General features: G+C 38.8%; 6 protein-coding genes. 2 read left to right on the top strand and 4 right to left on the bottom strand.

Annotated elements, in window-relative coordinates; translation table 11 throughout:
• Window positions 1-173: 173 nt before the first annotated feature.
• The 4 genes from DD829_RS15255 to dnaE all read right to left on the bottom strand — a co-directional run bounded on the left by DD829_RS15255 (window position 174) and on the right by dnaE (window position 15,644).
• Complete coding sequence (locus DD829_RS15255; RefSeq protein WP_116547903.1) at window positions 174-5,297, bottom strand: T9SS type A sorting domain-containing protein; 5,124 nt, start codon at window positions 5,295-5,297, stop codon at window positions 174-176.
• Window positions 5,298-5,844: 547 nt separating this feature from the next.
• A complete protein-coding gene (locus tag DD829_RS15250; RefSeq protein WP_108410324.1) occupies window positions 5,845-6,594 on the bottom strand; it encodes a DUF6261 family protein in 750 nt (249 codons plus the stop codon).
• A 424-nt stretch (window positions 6,595-7,018) separates the two neighbouring features.
• A complete protein-coding gene (locus tag DD829_RS15245) occupies window positions 7,019-10,675 on the bottom strand; it encodes a GEVED domain-containing protein (RefSeq protein WP_116547902.1) in 3,657 nt (1,218 codons plus the stop codon).
• A 289-nt stretch (window positions 10,676-10,964) separates the two neighbouring features.
• Window positions 10,965-15,644, bottom strand: a complete 4,680-nt coding sequence (gene dnaE / locus DD829_RS15240) for a DNA polymerase III subunit alpha (protein WP_116547901.1) — start codon at window positions 15,642-15,644, stop codon at window positions 10,965-10,967.
• A gap of 225 nt (window positions 15,645-15,869) precedes the next feature.
• On the opposite strand from dnaE, the gene DD829_RS15235 reads away from it, so the two are divergent.
• Both DD829_RS15235 and DD829_RS15230 read left to right on the top strand, forming a co-directional pair.
• Window positions 15,870-17,942 (top strand): thiamine pyrophosphate-dependent enzyme, encoded by a 2,073-nt coding sequence (locus tag DD829_RS15235; protein ID WP_108409996.1) that lies wholly within the window; start codon window positions 15,870-15,872, stop codon window positions 17,940-17,942.
• 167 nt (window positions 17,943-18,109) lie between these two features.
• Entirely contained in the window at window positions 18,110-19,141 is a 1,032-nt protein-coding gene (locus DD829_RS15230) for a bestrophin family protein (protein WP_108409997.1), read from the top strand.
• The last annotated feature ends 190 nt before the right edge of the window (window positions 19,142-19,331 follow it).

Here is a 19,331-nt window from a genome sequence, read left to right as displayed (position 1 = left end):
CAATTTAAAAATTAAATACAATACATTGTTTATCAGAAAGTTAATAATTAATCACAATTAATTGATTTACAATAATTAACTAAACAATTTATTTTCGAATAACTTATAAATTTTTAATAAAAAATAGCGACTAATAAATTAGCCGCTATTATTCTAGTTATAAGTAATTAAATTTATTTTTTAATTGCTTTAACAGTTTGTCTAGAACCATCCTTCATTTCAAGAGTAACTAAATACAATCCTTCTTTAAGCTCTCCCAATTGTAGTTGAGAAGCTGGGTTTGCAATAGTTTTCACTAACCTTCCGGCAGCATCTACGATGAAGATAGATTTTACATTAGATATATCAGAAATGTTTAGCACATCCACAAATGGATTAGGGTAAACTTTAATTCCTTTGTCTTTATACAATATTTCGCCTGTACCCAATGTAGGAGCCATTTCCGCATAAGAAAGGAAACCTGTGTAACTGGTGCTTGCTAATGCGGTATTAGATTGTGTAGTATTTGGTGTACCTGCGGTATAAGTAGCTGTAGTACCAAATAAACTATCATATACTCCATTGGCTGTTGTTGCTATTACCGGGAAACTACTACTTGTAATAGCAGCATCTCCTAATCTTACATTGATTGTAGAGAATGTACCAGATACCAACGGAGCTTCCCATCTTCTTGCAGAAGATAAATTTTGAGTACCTGCGCCAGCTGTTCCGGAGTTGGAATCAAAAGCTTCTGCTTTCATATTGGTTACCGCCGTAGTTGCCGGTGCCAATGAAATTGGAGCATACGCTGTTTTACCTACAGGATATAATATATAGTTTGTATTCGCATTACCGGAAGCAATTGTTCTGGCAAATGGACCTGCAATGTAAGCCGTTGCTGATCCTCCTGATAAAGTTCCTGCCGCTGTTGCAGTTCCTAACGTCAATAAATTAGTTGAAGTTGTATTTACTTTACCTGCTGTAAGCGTTAAAGTTCCACTTACTGATAACGGTGCATTTAATGTAACACCACCTGTACTTGTGTTGTTTACAGTTAAACTAGTTAAGTTAGCTGTAGGAGATGCTGCTAAATTTCTGAATACACCTGTACCAGATATAGTTTGCGCATTGGTAGATGCCACGCTAGAAGTAGAAGATGTTAAATCTGCTCCCCATAATGCCAATTCTAAAGTACTCGTAGAAGTAAGTGTACCATTATTTACAATATTACCATTAATTTTTGAACTAGGTAATCTTAACTCACCAGAAGTAATGGTTAAATCTTTCTCAACACCTACAGTATATGGAGGTACAACAAATCTATTTGTACCTGTAGGTAAATTAATAACTAAATTACCGGCAATAAAATATCCAGTGCCCGGCCAAGTATTATACTGAAGACCACTCGTGTTTCCACCTGCATCAGTAGAGACTCCATCTCCTAATTGAATTGTATGATTTACTCCTGCACGGTAACCATTACCCCAATACGCGAAAGCGTGTCCATTTGAAGTACCTCCTGCTGCTGAAGTTGCCACATGCGGATCTACAATAACAATTCTACCGCCTGTTAAATTTAATGTAGCACCCGTTCCTGAAGTACCAAAACCAAAGATATTAGTACCAGAAGCAACAGAATTAGCCACTATACCTGCATCATTACCATCTACAATAATATCTCCGCCTGATTGATTAAATGTTGATCCATTTGCATTATTTACATTACCATTTACATTTAATATACCACCTGAAATTGTTAACGTTCCGTTATTTACTAATGAATTATTTTTAAGAGTACAACCTACCGTAAGATCACCGGATGCATTTACCAATGTCCCTCCTGTATTAATAGTAACATTTTTAGAAACATTTCCTGCGGAATTTACCGTTACCGTAGTACCTGCTGCAATTTGCACCACATCTGTACAAGCAGGAACAGCTCCTTTATTCCATGTAGAAGTCGATCCCCAATTACCACTTGCTACAGATACAAAAGGAATATCTGAAGCTGCAATACCTAAATAATAAGTATCCGCTAAATTAGCCAATGGAAGAACGGTTCTTTGTGCATTTACATAGCTTGTTCCTGTTTGGTGTGTTCCGAAAGCCGGAGCTGAAGCTAGAGTAATTCTGCTGTTACCGTTAGCAGCAGTATAAATATTTTGCCCGTTTATTGCCATAGAATAAGTAGGTGTTCCTGTAATCCCTGTCTGAGAAACAACCCAGTTGGATTTTGCCTGCGTATCTACAGTATAAGCCCCATCTACAATGCTTACAGTATTTGTTCCCGCAACATCATTATATTGTACTGCAATTTTACCACCAGTGGTAGCAGCTGCTGTTTGGTTTAAGTAAAGATTTCTTGCCACAAAAGCAGTTGATGTTCCTGTAGCAAAAGGATATACTCCTGTTGTCGTTGCTGAAGATGTTGTACTTGCTGTAATAGTTGCTCCACCTGTTGTAGTAGGCCACCATCTTGCAAAAGTACTTCCTGTGCTAAAGCCACCTGCAGTGTAGGATAAAGTTCCGTTAGAAGTAGCTGAAGTTCCTAAAATAAGAGTATTAGCACCAGTGTTTACAAAACCTGTTGTCAATGTTAATGTACCGGAAACAGTTCCTGTATTTGCACCGCTTAATAAAGAGTTTGTATTGGCAAAAGTAACCCCTGTTGAAGAACTATTATTAATAGTTACAGAAGTAAAATTGGCTGTAGAACTTGCCGTAACAATATTATTTCTGAATACACCTGTTCCTGAAACAGTCTGAGGTGTTGTAGAAGCTGAAACTGTTCCATTATTTTTAAAATTCTGGAAACTTAAAGTAGAGGCTGTATGGGTAAATGTACCATTATTGGTGAAGTTACCGCCAATACTTACTCCTGTAGTTGGTATTCTGAATTCCCCATTTGCATTAATGGTTAATGTATTAATACCGATTGTGGAGGAATTTGATACATATCTGTTTGTACCGGAAGCTCCGTCTATTATTACATTATCAAAATAGATTTTACTTCCAGCATTGTTCCAGATAAATCCACCAACAGTTGAAGCCGTTGCAGCAGTTCCTCCAGCGTCAGCAGAAGATCCGTCACCAAACTTAAGAGTCCAACCAACTGTATTATCAATCGCGGTTCCTCCCGTATAAGAGAATGCGTATGAAGTAGTACTGTTAGCCGCATGAGGATCTGTTACGGTAAGCGTTCCACCAGTAAGCGTTACGTTTCCGGTAGCTATATTTACTATATTTGTACCAGAAGCTACACTTGTTGCTGTGGCACCTGCATCGTTTCCATCTACATTAATATTTCCTCCACTTTGAGCAAAAATAGAACCGGAAGCATTGTTAATATTACCATTTACTGCTAATGTTCCTCCGGATACCGATAAAGTACCGTTGTTGTTAATGTAGTTATTTTTATTAGTACAACCTACAGTTATAGAACCACCCGTTACTCCTAATGTTCCTCCTGGATTAATGATAACGTTACTTGGATTTGCAGTTGTAGTAGATGATACCGTTACCGTATGTCCTGAAAGAATAGCTGCATTATTACATGAAGGTACGACACCTCCTACCCATGTACTTGTGCTTTCCCAAGGACCAGATTGTGCAGATTCTATAGGAGCTTCAGATGTAACAGAAGCTAATGTATAGGTAGCTGCTATATTTGCAGCAGGTACAGCCGCTCTTTGTCCCATAGGCTGGTTTGTACCTGCCTGCGCTGTGCCCGCCAAAGCTCCGTTATTTAATATCGTAACATTTGGAGTAATAGCCGTAAATGTTCCCTGGCCTTGAATCGCAACAGTATGCGTAGCAGAAGATGCGTATCCTGCGGAAGTGGTTACTACCCAGTTCGCATTCGTTTGTCTGTCGTATGTTAAAGAACCTTCGGTTAATGGAGTTATTGCAGAGTTACCTGAAGCACCATTAAATTTAACTGCCATCTGACCTGCCGTCGTTAAAGCTGCGGTTGCCCTGTGAAAATGATCAGCCGAAAGTCCAATTACAGGATTACCCATTACAAAAGGATAAGTTCCTGCACCTGGAGTTGGAATTGTAGATGCTGCTATAGTAGTTCCTGATCCTGCTGTTCCGTACCATCTACTAAATGTAGAACCTGAACTGAACCCTCCTGCAGTATACGACAGTGAACCAACAGTTGTACCACTTACACCTAATATAAAAGTATTGGACCCCGTATTTACAACGCCATTTGTAAAAGTTAATGTCCCTGAAACAGTACCTGTATTTGCGCCGCTTAATAACGAGTTTGCATTTGCAAAAGTAACACCGCCTGCACTTGAGTTATTAACAGTTATACTTGCAAAATTAGCCGTAGAAGTTGTTGCTGAATTTCTAAAAACACCGGTTCCTGATATGGTTTGAGCAACTGTATTAGCAACAAATGATGTACCTGAAGGCATGGCAAATGTTAATGTGGAACTTGCTGTATGGATCCCATTATTAACTAAGTTACCACCAACGGTTAACGCTATTGAATTCTGGTCTAATTCCCCAGCCGTAATCGTTAAGTTCCCCTTTATACCATTACTCCATGAATATTCTTTTACGATTCTGTTGGTACCAGAAGGATTATTTATTTCAACATTGCCAAAATTTAGTTTTCCGGAACCTACATAATTGTATACGTAAAATCCTATTGCATTTCCTCCCGCATCTGTTGAAACACCATCTCCAAATTTTAAAGTATGATTTAAAGAAACCTCTGAAGAAACAGAAGAATTATAGTAAAGCGAGTAATGTGAAGTTGAGGTTGAAGCAGGTGGATCTACTAAAACCAAAGTACCCCCTGTCCAATTTACTCCATTTGAAGAAGTAATATTTAATGTATATTGGCTACTTGTAGTACTTGTGGCTGTGGCTCCAGCATTATTAGGGTCAATCGTTATTGTACCTCCACTTTGATTAAAATTACCGGATGAGTAATTTAAATAGCCATTGATTATGACATTACCACCAGAAACAGTTAAGGTTCCTCCACTGACGGTAAGATTTGAATTATTTGCGTTTGCAACACTTACCGTAAGCGTATTTGCAGCAACGGTTAAACTTCCGGAGTTTATGGTAAGCTGCCTCACTGATGCACTCCCGGGAAGCGTCATTGCTGATGAATTTTGTATTACAAAATTATCTGCATTACTAATAGAACCGGGTGACGTTCCCGTTCCGTCAGTATTGGTTCCCCAGGAAGCCACATTTGTAAAATCCGTCGCCGAGGCTTTCGAATAGTACGTGGTCTGTGCTTTTATTGTGGCGACACCGCCAATCAATAAAAGCAAAAGATAAGTTTTTTTCATAAATAGTTAAATTAAAATTAGGAATGATAAAATTATAATAATTTAATCCAAATTAACCAAAATTTCATAAATAATTAATATTTAACAATAAAATAAACGATTAAATATATTATTATTAAACAATTATTTAAATATTTAAACTTATCATAATATAAATAACACTTATAAAAAGCTGCTTATCAGACAGTTAAAAATTAATCCCAAATAATTGATTTACAACAGCATACAACTTAACATAAAAAAATATAGACTGCCCTTTTGAGACAGTCTATATAAATAGTATACATTAGCGTTATTTATATAAATAGAATTAAGTCGCACAATTGTACATCTTGATTTTCTCTCATCATTTTTACCGAAATATATTCTCTCAGGCGTTTTATCTTCGGCTGTTCCCGAAAACACATTCCTTTGGGCGAAACGATTTCGAAACTCCCCGAAAATGTTTTCCTTTTGGCGGAATACACCCGGCGAGTTCCGAAAGTCTGCTCCTTTAGGCGAGACGGCTTCGGCTGTTCCCGACAGATCCCTCCCTTCGGCGGTGGCTCTAGGAAGGGGTTTGCGGAGATTCAGGTTTTTGATCTTCTCCCCCGCTTTCTTCCGTACTGCTGTATTTGGTAACGGCAAGATTATATTGGTTTACCAGACTGCTGAGCTTTGCCATCAACTGATCGTATTCTGCATTCGGGGTAAGCAGGGCATGAGCTTCTATATGCTGCTTCAGTGTTCGGTAAGCTTCCGTAGATGATGTTCTGGCGGTGGCTAACACACCTGTTTCTACTTCGGACAGCTGCACAGTGCGGGCAATGTATCTGTTGTTAAAATTCTGGTTGGAAGTTTTCAGCTCGTCTACCCAGTCAGCAAGTTGAAGCTGGGAGATTTTATCGCTGTGCTTTTCTTCCCATTCTGCTACGATGCTTTTAATAGTGGCAGTTTCCAACTGATACCGAAGCTTGTAGATACGATCCCCAAAACGGTTAAGGATATCTAAAAGTGCAAAGGCATTGTTCTTGGTCAGCGGATCGAAATGGTACTGCCATGCTTCCAGCATCATCTTGATCCCGATAATAGCGTTGTCTCTCTGCGCATCCAGAGCCTGAATTTCCGGCGTAATATCACTCCCTGTATAGGGCATATAGGCATTATTAAAACTTTCTGCCGCGGTTTGCAGGGCTGTTCTCTGAATCCCTATATTTAATTGGTCGGCAGTGGTTTGAGGTAAAAGTTCCAGTACATTGTTTACGAATTGCAGAAAATCTCCGTTACGGTATTTTTCCAGATTGGCGGTTGTAATCATTGTGTTTATTTTAAAATTTTGAAGGGCTAATTTATAAAAAAATTGAAAGCGTTTTTCTGTTCAGGTATATTTTATGAAAAATAAATCTGTTTAAACTTTTTTATTTAACCGCAAAAGGTTCAAAAGATGAACTAAACTTTTATTTAAAGTTGATGATTATAAATGAAAAAGATCACAATAGTTTTTAAAAATCTTTGATTTTATTCTTTTGAGCGCTTTGATTATTCTGGAAATTCGCTTTATCATTATCTTTTGTCTCTTTTGCGGTTAATTCCGAAATTAGTTTATCACATTAGATAACTTCAAAATGTTGGCTGCTATAATGTTTTCATAGTAAAGAATTTTCATGAAAGATTTCTCAAAAAAATAGAGACTATCCAAATTGGAAGTCTCTATAATTTATTGATTGGTATAATGAACGGAATTACCTCTTAATCGCTTTAAAGGTCTCTTTAGATCCGTCCTTCATATCCAAAGTAATTAAATACATCCCTTCTTTCAATTCATTTAAATGAACTGATGATTCAGGATGGGTTATGGTTTTAACCAATCTTCCTGCAATGTCTGTTACATAAACAGTGTTTACATTAGAAATATCCGATATATTCAAAATATCTGTAAAAGGATTCGGATATACTTTAATTTCGTTCTTCGTACCAGACAATTCGTTTGTCGCAAGCGGAGCGGTTACAATGAGTGAATAATCAATAATTTCTCCCCTTGAAAAACCTAAACAAGGATCCGTTGGTGCGCTGTTGTTATAATTGATCAAAACCCTCATTCTGTAAGTTCCTACAGATGTATTTGCAGGGATGGTAAGTGTTGCACCGCTTGTCGTTGTAGTATAATTTGTTGTTGCATACAGCTTTTCGGAAGCATCAAAAACATTATTCTGATTTAAATCTACCCAGACAGCAACCCCAACCGTAGGACCTCCCGCAGTTATAGAAATAGGAATAACCGTATTAGACGCAGATTTTGTAATGGAAATATTATTTGAACTCATCAAATTCTTATACCCGAAAGTTGCTGCGCTGTTTGCCGTTGCAGCACTGTACGCCATATTGGTATTCGCTGTCGTGGATGTAAATGAACTGATCCATGAATTCTGATTGGAAGTTACCGGAGTACAGTAATTACTTGTATAGAATCTTGTTCCACCTTCCCACGCACTGTTGTCTGTTGCGCTGCATTTAGCTCTTGCCCAAACATAGTAGAATGTATCACTGGTTAATCCCGTCAGGTTAGCAGTTGTACCCGTTCCACTTGTACTTACAGAATTTGAAGCATTTAAAACAGTTGTTGCTGTCGGTGCTGTATTTGTGGTACTGTAATAGACATCATATCCTACTCCAATAGCAGAAGAAGGCGCCGTCCAGCTAATAGCAGCTCCGTTTGCAGTCGTAGATGCTACAGTAATTAATGTCGGATTATCGCAGCTTGGAACAGGCTGAATATTAATATCATCAATTCCGATTCCTCTGTAAGTTCCGCCTACACCGTGTCTGAATGCCAAATACTGATCTGTTCCCGCCGGAATATTTACTGTATACTGAGCCATTGCAGATGTTAACGTAACAGCACTGATCTGCGTAAAAGTAGAAGCATCAGCAGGATTGCTTAACGTTCCCACCTGAAGCGTATAACCTGCAGCCCCTCCGACAGCCATGAAACGAACTCTGTTTGTTCCGTTTGAAAGGGGTGTAATTTGTGGGGAAACCAACATTCCTCCCGCTGTAGTAGCCGTATCATTATATAAATAGTAGCCATTTGGTGCAGAAGAATTATACGATGTATTTACATAGCCATATCCCGCCCAAGATGATGGCTCCAAATATCTCCAGCAGGTAGGTGCATTTGTATTGCTGCTGCTTCCTGTAGATGTGGTGTCGAAATTTTCAAATACCGGAAGAGAAGTTACAGCCGGGCACACAGTTGTAAAGCTTCTCTCTGTACAGTTTAAAGAGTTTTGAGTTGCCGTATATGCTCCTACAGACCAATAATATACCGTACTGTAATTAAGAGAAGTAGGCAACGTGTATGTGGTTACATTTCCTACATCAAAATTATTAAGGACATCATTTCCGCCCGGCGTTGTTCCTATTCTCAGCTTGTAGCCTGTAACTGCAGAGGAGGAAGAAGCTGTCCATGTGAAGGTAGGTGTCAGCGGAACATTTATAGCAGATGCTGCAGGTGCAGACTGTGCAGGACAGATAGAAAGTGTCGTAAATGTTCTTTCTGTACATCCTGTAGATGAAATTGTAGCATTATAGGAATTAACCGTATAATAATATTTTGTGTTATATGCTAATTCTGTTGGTAAAGTATATGTCGATACATTTCCAACATTCAAATTATTTAAAATATCTGTTCCACCTGAAGTTGTACCAACTGATATTCTGTATCCTGTAGCTTCAGGATTTGCCGTCCAGATAAATGTAGGCGTTACAGAAACTCCTGTAGCCACCGAAGAAGGCGCAGAAACTGTAGGACAGAAGGTTTTCGTCGTAAAAGAAGATCCTGAAACCCATGCACTCTGCTCTGAAGCAGAACAACGGGATCTTACCCAAACATAATAGGCTGTACTCGGCGTTAAATTGGCTATCGTATAGGTTAAACCTGTTGCTCCCACAACATTGGGGGTTGTAGCAGCAGTAGGCGCTGTATTGGTCATACTGTAATAAACATCAAATGCAGGTGCAGGATTTGCCATTGTCCAGCTTACCGGAGCTGTTGTAGACGTAGTTGTTCCGGGAGTTACAGAATCCGGGAACATACAAGGAATTACCGAAATATTTACATTATCAACATAAATATCGTTGCTTCCATTGTCTCCTGTAGCCATAAATCTTACAATCGCGGTCGGACTGCTCGTTCCCAAATCTGTATATTTGGTAGCCCATGAAGCAGAAATTCCCTGAGTAGAACCTACCTGATTGAAGGTATTTCCGCCATCTGTAGAAACCAAAACTTTTAAAACATCAGTTCCTGAAGTATTCTGATAGTCGTAAGATAACAGCCTCGATCCTGTTCCTGAGGATAAATTGATATACAAATCCATATATCCGGAAGCATTGATCGTATTGTATGAATGGAATCTTGCAGTAGGAGCTATACCAGGTGCAGCAACAGCAATATTTCCGCCTACGCTTGTCCATCCTGTTGTACTTGCGTAACCATTTACTGTAATATCACTCGCTCTCCATGAATTATCTCCTCTTGAAGGCCATGTTCTCCAATAGTTGGCATTGGGAAGATCGCCTATGGAATTTCCGTTTTCCCATGTACTGAAACTTTCAGTAAAAGGAATAGAAGCATAATTTACAGGAGGTGCAATCCATGTTCCCGGAGAATAAGTAAAGGTAAGACCGGAAGCAGGTACAGTTGTTGCGTTGGCAGTTCCTAAAGTAACGGAATCTGTACTGCTGGTTCCTATGGAAGTTGCCGTCCAGTCTGTTCCTACCCTATTGTTGGTATCGGAAGCTTCTGATCCTCTTATTCCGACCTGTCCTGTTAATACCGCAGTACCGGAAACACAGTTTCCATAAACGATACTTACGTTATTGGAACTTAAATCAAACTGGATCTGAAAATTAAGCAACTGCGCAGCAGATGCAGCACTTCCCTGAAGGTCTTTAAACTGTACAATAAATTTAGAGCCAACTGTTTCGTAGGAAATCTCAGAAGTTGTTGTATTGGCATTTTTCAGATTAACTGCAAAACCGGCAAATGCCCCCTCATAAGGAGTCGTGGTATCTGTAGAAAGCCCTGTGTAAGTAGCTGCCAAAGCAGGAGTTCCAAGGGTTACAAAACCATTATTGCTAAGGTATACAGTGTTATAAGATTTACCATTAAATTTAAAAGATGATGGTAAATTAATTGCAGCTGAAACAGCATCCGTCGCTAAGGTTGCTCCCGACTGCCATACCGTTCTGCTTGCTGAAAGTGGTGTGTAGGTTCCCGAGGTCTGCGTAAATCCGTAGCCGTTATTGGTATTCGGATTGGTCGCCTGAGGCGGTCCTACCTGTGCAAACGTTGCCGATCCTAAGGCAAGCAAACACGTGAGTAGAATTTTCTTCATATGTAGCAAATAAAATTAAGGGCGGTAAAAATATAAAAATTATTCATTAAATATTATAAAAAACATAAATTCATTATCTATTAATACAGAAAAGTAAAAATTTATTAATTAAAACTAAACATTCATATAAATTTAACAAGCAACATGATAAACAATTGTAAGTCAGCAAAATAATCTTACAAAACAAGGTTGTTTTTTAGATTACCGTAAAAATAAAAAAGTGATTACAAGCAGGATTTAGCCACTTTATAATCACTTTAAATTTATAAAAATCAGGTTTTGAAATTACTTAATTCAGATAAAATTCATATTTATTTAATAACTGAATTTCTTTAATCAGTTCACCGCTGAGATTTACGGAATGCTTCATCGACTGTACTTCAAGATGCTCTACTTTCGAATCTTCTTCCACATTTTTCAGATAAAATTTCAGCTTCTGCGTTCCCTGATTTCTTTCCAGTACTTTTCTGAAAAAGTTAAGATCTTCCGGTCGGAAATCCATCACATCCATCACCAAGGAAATACTTTTTGCAAATCTTTCAAAAGCTTCCTGAAGCTCAATAACATCCGTAACATTCACAAAAACCCTTCCGTCTTTTACCTGAGCAAATTTAATCTTGAAAATTACAAACCGCTGAACCTCAAGCTTTTCTTTCAATTTCATATAATCACGGTCTCCCAGTCGGAAAGAATAGGAACCGGAATAATCTTCCAGCGTTACAAAAGCCACTTTTTCTCCGCTTCGGAAACCATCTTTTACCACATATTCGGTAATCAGACCGGCAACGGTATATTCTTTTCCGCCACCGCCGTTTTCTCTTTCTTTCTGTAAGGTTTTCCAGTCTTTTTTCTTCTCTTCGAATAATTCTTCCTGCTTATTCGCAAAAGCCTGTTCTTTATATGCATCTACCTCATCAAGATTCAGGAAATGGAAAACACCTTTAGGCTCTGCTTTTTTGGTGACTTCTTCAATGAGCTCCTCTTCTTCACCCGCAATCACATCATCTGAAACAATTTCCGCAAGTTCAGATACATCTTCCGGAACGTCCTGCTCTAAAATCGGAACCTCATCAATTACAATTTTCGATTCATCTTCTTTTTCCAGAACAGATTTTTTGGAAAGGCTTCCCTGTATAAACTGGAACTGGTATTTAAATTCATCTAAAGGATGCGCAGAAAGATAGAATCCGATGGTTTCCTTTTCTTTATTCAGCTTATGCATATTCGGCCATTCGGGACACGGAGGCAGCTTGGGCTGCTCGATCTGAACTTCCTCTGCAAAATCTGCGAAAAGAGAATGTTCCATTTCATTTTTACTTTCCTGAAAGCTTTGTCCGTAACGGATCAGTCTTTCCAGATTGGTTCTTCCCGCCATATCAATATCGAAATACTGACCTCTGTGGAAATTGTCGAGTTCATCAAAAGCTCCTGCCAAAACCAAACTTTCCGCCACTCTTTTATTCATTTGTGAAGGCAGAATTCTTTCGAAGAAATCATAGATATTTTTAAATCTTCCGTTCTGTCTTTCTCTTGTAATGGCTTCACTCGGACCTTCACCAATTCCTTTAATGGCTCCCAGACCAAAACGGATCTGTCCTTTTTCGTTTACCGAGAATTTGTACTGAGATTCGTTCACATCCGGTCCCAAAACATCAACGCCCATACTTTTACAGTCTTCCATGAACATGGTGATAGAATCGGTGTTGTTAATGTTGTTACTCATCACACTCGCCATATATTCTGCCGGATAATTGGCTTTCAGATAAGCGGTCTGATACGCAATAAATGCATAACACGTAGAGTGAGATTTGTTGAAGGCATATTCTGCAAAGGCTTTCCAGTCGTTCCAGATTTTCTCTAAACGTTCTTCGTTGAGGTTATTTTTTCTTCCGCCTTCGATGAATTTCGGGTACATTTTATTAAGAACGTCGATCTGCTTTTTACCCATCGCTTTTCTCAGCGTATCGGCTTCCCCTTTCGTGAAATTTGCCAGTTTCTGGGATAAAAGCATTACCTGCTCCTGATACACCGTAATTCCGTAGGTTTCTTTTAAATATTCCTCTGTTTCCGGTAAATCGTAGACGATTTCTTCAATTCCGTGCTTTCTGTTGATGAAGTTCGGGATATATTTTATCGGACCGGGACGGTACAATGCATTCATGGCAATAAGATCGGCAAAAACCGTAGGTTTCAGCTCTCTCATGTACTTTTGCATTCCGGGACTTTCGTACTGGAAAATCCCGACTGTTCTTCCCTCTTTAAATAACTGATAGGTTTTTGTATCATCAAGCGGAATGAGATCAGGATCGATATCCACTCCATGCCTTGCTTTTACAAGTTTTAAAGCATCCTTGATGATGGTTAAAGTTCTAAGCCCTAAAAAGTCCATTTTCAGAAGCCCCGCACTTTCTGCCACCGAGTTATCAAACTGCGAAACCAGAATATCGGCATCTTTTGCCGCTATGGTTACCGGAACCAGATTACTTACATCTTCCGGTGTAATGATAACCCCACAAGCGTGAATCCCTGTATTTCTGATACAGCCTTCCATTTTTTTAGCACTTACCAAAACACCGTGACGCGCATCATTCGGGCTGTCGAGAACGTAGCGCATTTCGTCAACAAGCTGTTGTTCTTCAGGTTTTAATTTATCGTATTTTGCTAAAGCTTTCGCAATATTCATTCCCGGTGTGGAAGGAATTAATTTAGCAATATTATTCGTGTCCGGAATCGGGACATCCAAAACTCTTCCCGCATCTTTAATCGCAGATTTCCCTCCTAAAACCGAGTAGGTAATAATCTGGGCAACCTGTGTTTTTCCGTATTTATCAACCACCCATTTGATGATTTTATCTCGTCCTTCATCATCAAAGTCGATATCGATATCGGGCATGGAAACCCTTTCCGGATTCAGGAATCTCTCGAAAAGGAGATCATATTTAATGGGGTCAACATTCGTAATTCCGATACAGTACGCTACTGCAGAACCTGCCGCAGAACCACGACCGGGACCTACCCAAACGCCCATTTTACGGGCTTCGTTACAGAAATCCTGAACAATCAGGAAGTAACCGGGATATCCTGTATTGGCAATAACTTCCAGTTCAAAATCCAGACGTTCTTTTATCTCATCTGTAATTCCGGTGTCTAAATATCTTCTTTTTGCCCCTTCGTAAGTCAAATAGGTAAGATAAGCCATCTCACCGCGTTTTCCGCCGTCGATATCGTCTTCGGGATGAATAAATTCTTCCGGAATATCAAATTTAGGAAGGAGAACATCTCTTTTCAGCGTGTAAGGTTTGAACTTCGCGAAAAATTCTTCATACGCATCGAATGCATCGGGATAAGCCAAAAATGCTTCCTTGATTTCATCTGCCGTTTTCATGTAATATTCTCCCGTTGCGAGTCCCCTCCTCTTTCCAAAACCTTTTCCTACAGGTGTTGAAAGCTTTTCTCCATCTTTGATGCAGCTTACAATATCCTGAATATTAGAATCGTCTTTATTGGTGTAGAACGTTTCATTCTGCGCTAAAATTTTAACATTATATTTATCGGCAAAATGCAACAATACATCATTTAAATGCTCTTCTTCCGGTAGTTTGTGATTCTGGATCTGGACATAAAAATCTTCTCCGAAAGTATCTTTCCACCATCTGAAAAGCTCCTCCCCTTTCTGTTCACCCGTATTTAAAATGGCATCCGGAATATCTCCGTGAATTCCCGAAGTTAAGGCAATAACTCCCTCTTTATATTCGGCAATCAATTCCCGACTGATCCTCGGAACTCCAAAATAAAATCCTTTAAGAAATCCGATACTGGATAGTTTGGCTAAATTTTTATATCCTTTAAAATCTTTTGCCAATAAGACAACCTGCGTTCTTCTGTCGGGATCATCTTTGGTAAACTGCTTCTGCTCATAACGGTCTGAAATATAAAATTCACATCCCACCACAGGAATCAGAGGTTCTGAAACCGGTTCCGGCTCATTAAATTCTTCACCTTTTTCTTCTGCTTCCTGTTTTTTAGCCAGATATTCTTTATGCTTTTTCGCACGGTCGCCATTGGCGCCTTCTACCGCCGTAACAAATTTAAAAGCACCCATCATATTTCCCAGATCCACCATTCCGACGGCGGGAAAATTATCATCACTCGCTTTTTTAATTAAATCGTTGATGCTTGTAGTAGCTGTTAAAGTTGAGAAAACACTGTGGTTATCGAAGTTGAAATATTTTCCGAGATCAATCTCTTCAATACTTCCGATATCCTGCTGTTTTTTCTTGTTGTGAAAATCCGCAACCTGCCTTCTGATAACAATGTTGAAAGGTTTTATCGGATCAGGATACAACGTTTTAAAATACGCAAGCTGGTCTTCGGAAACTTTTAAAACTTCCGCAGGAATCACCCCGATTCTCATCATTTCGAAGAAAACCTGAGCCGTGGCATTTACGTCGGCTGCGGCGTTGTGGGCTTCATCAAATTTATGACCGTATAATTTTTCGTAAAGTTCTTCCAGCTTCGGAGCTTTGTATCTTCCTCCTTTTCCGCCTCCCAACTGACAGAAATCTGTTCCCAGAATCATGGTATCAGCTTTTGGCTTTTCCTGAAGGTTGTCTTTAATATTTTTACGGTAAAATTCGGCTCCTACAATGTTGTAATCGAATTCCACATTGTGTCCGGAGACCACTCTTACTTTTTCTAAAACTTTAGAAAATTCATTTAAAATTTCTTCGAGATCACGACCTTCGTCATTGGCGATTTTTGTAGTGATCCCGTGAATTCTTGCGGCATTGAAGGGAATATCATACCCTTCCGGTTTTATAATATAATCCTGATTTTCAATTAATGTTCCGTCATCTTCATGCAACTGCCACGCAATCTGCACCATTCTTGGCCAGTTATCTGAATCTGAAAGCGGAGCGTTGAAATTCTTCGGTAAACCTGTGGTTTCTGTGTCAAAAACTAAATACATGTAATTTTTCTAGCTTTTATTAAAAAAGAGAATGTAAAGTTACTTTAATTTTTTGTCTTTTGGAATTAGTTTTTATAAATGCTGATGAATCATGGTATGCATATCCGGTTGGAATAAATCTGTTTTTTTAATTAAATCACCCCTAAAAAACCCTGAAAGTCATTGAATTATCCAAAAACACTAACGATTGTTAGTATTTTGATTTTTTGTTTATCTTTGCTTTCTATGGAAAATACACTTCACGAAAAGGTTTCTCAAGATATATTACTCAAGGCTTATAACCATATGATGCTTGCCAAAGCAATGGCGGATATTTATGAAGAAAACAGAAATGTCTGTAAATATGTTCATAGTACATCAAGAGGTCATGAAGCCATTCAGTTGGCAACAGCTTATCAGTTAAAAAAAGAAGACTGGGTTTCTCCTTATTACCGGGACGAAAGTATGCTTCTCGGGATTGGTTTTGAACCTTATCAGTTGATGCTTCAGTTACTGGCAAAGGCCGATGATCCTTTTTCCGGAGGTAGATCTTACTACTCTCACCCTTCAAGCAGGGACGAAAATAAACCTAAAATTATTCACCAGAGTTCTGCGACAGGAATGCAGACCATTCCTACAACGGGAGTTGCGCAGGGAATTAAATATATTCAGGATTTTGAATTGCAGGATTTTGAAAACAATCCGGTGGTCGTTTGCAGTCTGGGAGATAATTCTGTAACGGAAGGTGAAGTAAGTGAGGCTTTACAGTTTGCCGCTTTACATCAGTTACCGATTATTTTCCTTGTTCAGGATAATGAATGGGGAATTTCTGTAACCAAAGAGGAAGCTAGAACGTGTGATGCTTATGATTTTGTAGCCGGTTTCACGGGCTTAAGCAGAATGAGAGTGGACGGAACAGATTTCGTTGAAAGCTTTGAGGTAATGAAAAAAGCGGTGGATTTTGTAAGAACAGAAAGAAAACCTTTGGTGGTTTGTGCCAAAACTGTTCTCATCGGTCACCATACATCCGGAGTACGAAGAGAGTTTTACAGAGACGAGGAAGATTTAACCAAACACAGAGCGAAGGATCCGGGAAATATTCTAAGAAATCATTTGATCGAATCCGGAGTTGATGAAGAATTATTAAAACAAATTACGAAAAAAGCCCGTCTTGAAGCTGAAGAAGCTTTTGAAAAGGCTAAAAATGCAGAAGATCCGAAGCCTGAAAGTGTAATGAATCATGTTTTCGTGCCAACTCCGATTACGGAAGAAGTTGGAACCAGAGAACCTGAAGGTGGAGAAAAAATTGTAATGGTAGATGCTGCGATTCATGCCATTCAGGAATTGATGTGGAAACATCCGGAAGCTTTGCTGTACGGACAGGATGTTGGGGAAAGAATCGGAGGGGTTTTCCGTGAGACGGTAACATTAGGAAAAAAATTCGGAAGCAAAAGGGTTTTCAATACCGCGATTCAGGAAGCTTATATTATCGGTTCTACAGCGGGGATGAGCGCAGTTGGATTAAAACCGATTGTTGAAGTGCAGTTTGCGGATTATATTTATCCGGGGATCAATCAGTTAATTACAGAAATTTCCAAATCGAGTTATTTAAGTCAGGGGAAATTCCCTGTAAGCAATATCATCCGTGTTCCGATAGGAGCTTACGGCGGCGGCGGTCCTTATCACAGCGGAAGTGTTGAAAGTATTTTAGCGAATATTAAAGGAATTAGAATCGCTTATCCGAGCAACGCGGCAGATTTCAAAGGTTTATTAAAAGCTGCCTATTACGATCCGAATCCGGTGGTTATGCTTGAACATAAAGGGTTGTACTGGAGCAAGGTTCCGGGAACGGAAGATGCAAAAACCATTGAACCTGCGGAAGATTATATATTGCCTTTCGGAAAAGGAAGAGTAATTATTGAAGCGGATAAGGAAGAAACCGAAAAAGGCAGAACTTTATTAATTGTTACTTACGGAATGGGTGTTTACTGGGCAAAAGAAGCAGCGAAAAATTTCAACGGAAGAGTTGAGGTTATCGATTTAAGAACTTTAATTCCTCTGGATGAAGAACTGGTTTTTGAGAGAGTAAAAGCGCATGGAAAATGTATTGTTTTAACGGAAGAACAATTAAACAATTCTTTTGCGGAAGCTTTTGCTCACAGAATTTCGAAAAACTGCTTTAAATATCTTGATGCACCGGTAGAAACGATGGGTTCTCTAGATGTTCCTGCCGTTCCTATTAACTTGGTACTTGAAAAGGAAATGCTTCCGAATGCGGAAAAGCTTTCCAATAAAATTGAAGACATGCTGAAATACTAATTCAGTTTAAAATAAAATTGTAAGCCTCTAATTTTTTTAGAGGTTTTTTTGTGTCTTAATTTCTTATATTTATGTACTGTTAGCAAAAGGTTTTTTAAATTCTGTTTAAAAAATATGGTATCTGTTTTGCTTAGTCTTTTGCTGACTTTAAATTAGATTGCACAAATATGATTACAACAAAATACGTCAATTACAGGCAGGTTCTCAATTTATCGGGATTTCATCTTATTATGATTTCTATCTGGTGTACCCTGATTGCGGTTCTTTTTCATTTTTTTAACTGGCAGTGGATGACGATTCCCTGGGTTCCGGTCGCATTGATTGGTACTGCGGAAGCTTTTCTAGTAGGTTTTAAAAATAATCAGGCGTATGACAGGTTGTGGGAGGCAAGAAAAATTTGGGGCGGAATCGTTAATTCCAGCAGAATGCTCGGATCAATGGTGTACGCTTTCAATACTTCCAATGAAGAAGCGGGAAAACCTGATCTGGAAGACCGCAGGAAAAAAATCGTTTTCCGTCATATTGCATGGCTGTATCAATTAAGGGAACAGCTTCTGATTCCTACAGAGTGGGAACATATCAAAGTGGAAGAAGATCAGTTTAAAAATGTGGATCATAAGAGAAACCGACTGATAAAGGCAGGATTTCCGGATTACGGGAGAACGCCTATTTTTCTGAACAAATATTTGTCTGAAGAGGAAACGGAATTGCAGTCTCAATATAAAAATTTTGCGACATACCTTATCGCTCAACAGTCGAAAGATGTTAATGAGCTTAAAAACATGAACGTTATTTCAGACTTCAACCAAAAGCAACTGCAGGATTGTCTTAATGAATTTTATACGCTGCAGGGACAGGCGGAAAGGATTAAAAAGTTTCCTTTGCCGAGACAGTTTGCAAGTACTGCTTTTGTTTTTAATATCATCTTCATCATGCTTCTTCCTTTAGGTTTAGTGAGTGAATTTGCGAAGTTAGGAGACTGGGGAATCTGGGCTTCGATTCCGTTCTGTATTACGATTGGCTGGATTTATATTATCATGGAACTGGTAGGAGATTATTCTGAAAATCCTTTTGAAGGTCTGATGTTTGATATTCCGATGCTTTCGATCTGCCGAACAATTGAGATAGATCTTCTGCAAATGACGGGAGAAACGGATTTACCTGATCCTATCGCTTCTAAGAATGGGGTTTTGGTTTAATTTATAACTTTTATTTGATCGTAAGACCGCAGTTAGCCCCGATTGCAGCTTTGTCTGAGCTCATTTTCGTGATCTGGGGTTGCGGCGGCTTCGCCGTAGTCATGGTCGGAAGATTTTTTTTATTATTTTGAATAATGTTTTTTTAATTTAACTATTTGATTTCCAATTAATTGTATTTCTGTTTTGGTTT

The sequence above is a fragment of the Chryseobacterium sp. HMWF035 genome, assembly GCF_003094695.1.
Classification (GTDB): Bacteria; Bacteroidota; Bacteroidia; order Flavobacteriales; family Weeksellaceae; genus Chryseobacterium; species Chryseobacterium gambrini.
Note: the sequence above shows the minus strand (reverse complement) of the source record. Positions and strands in the feature narration are given on the sequence as shown.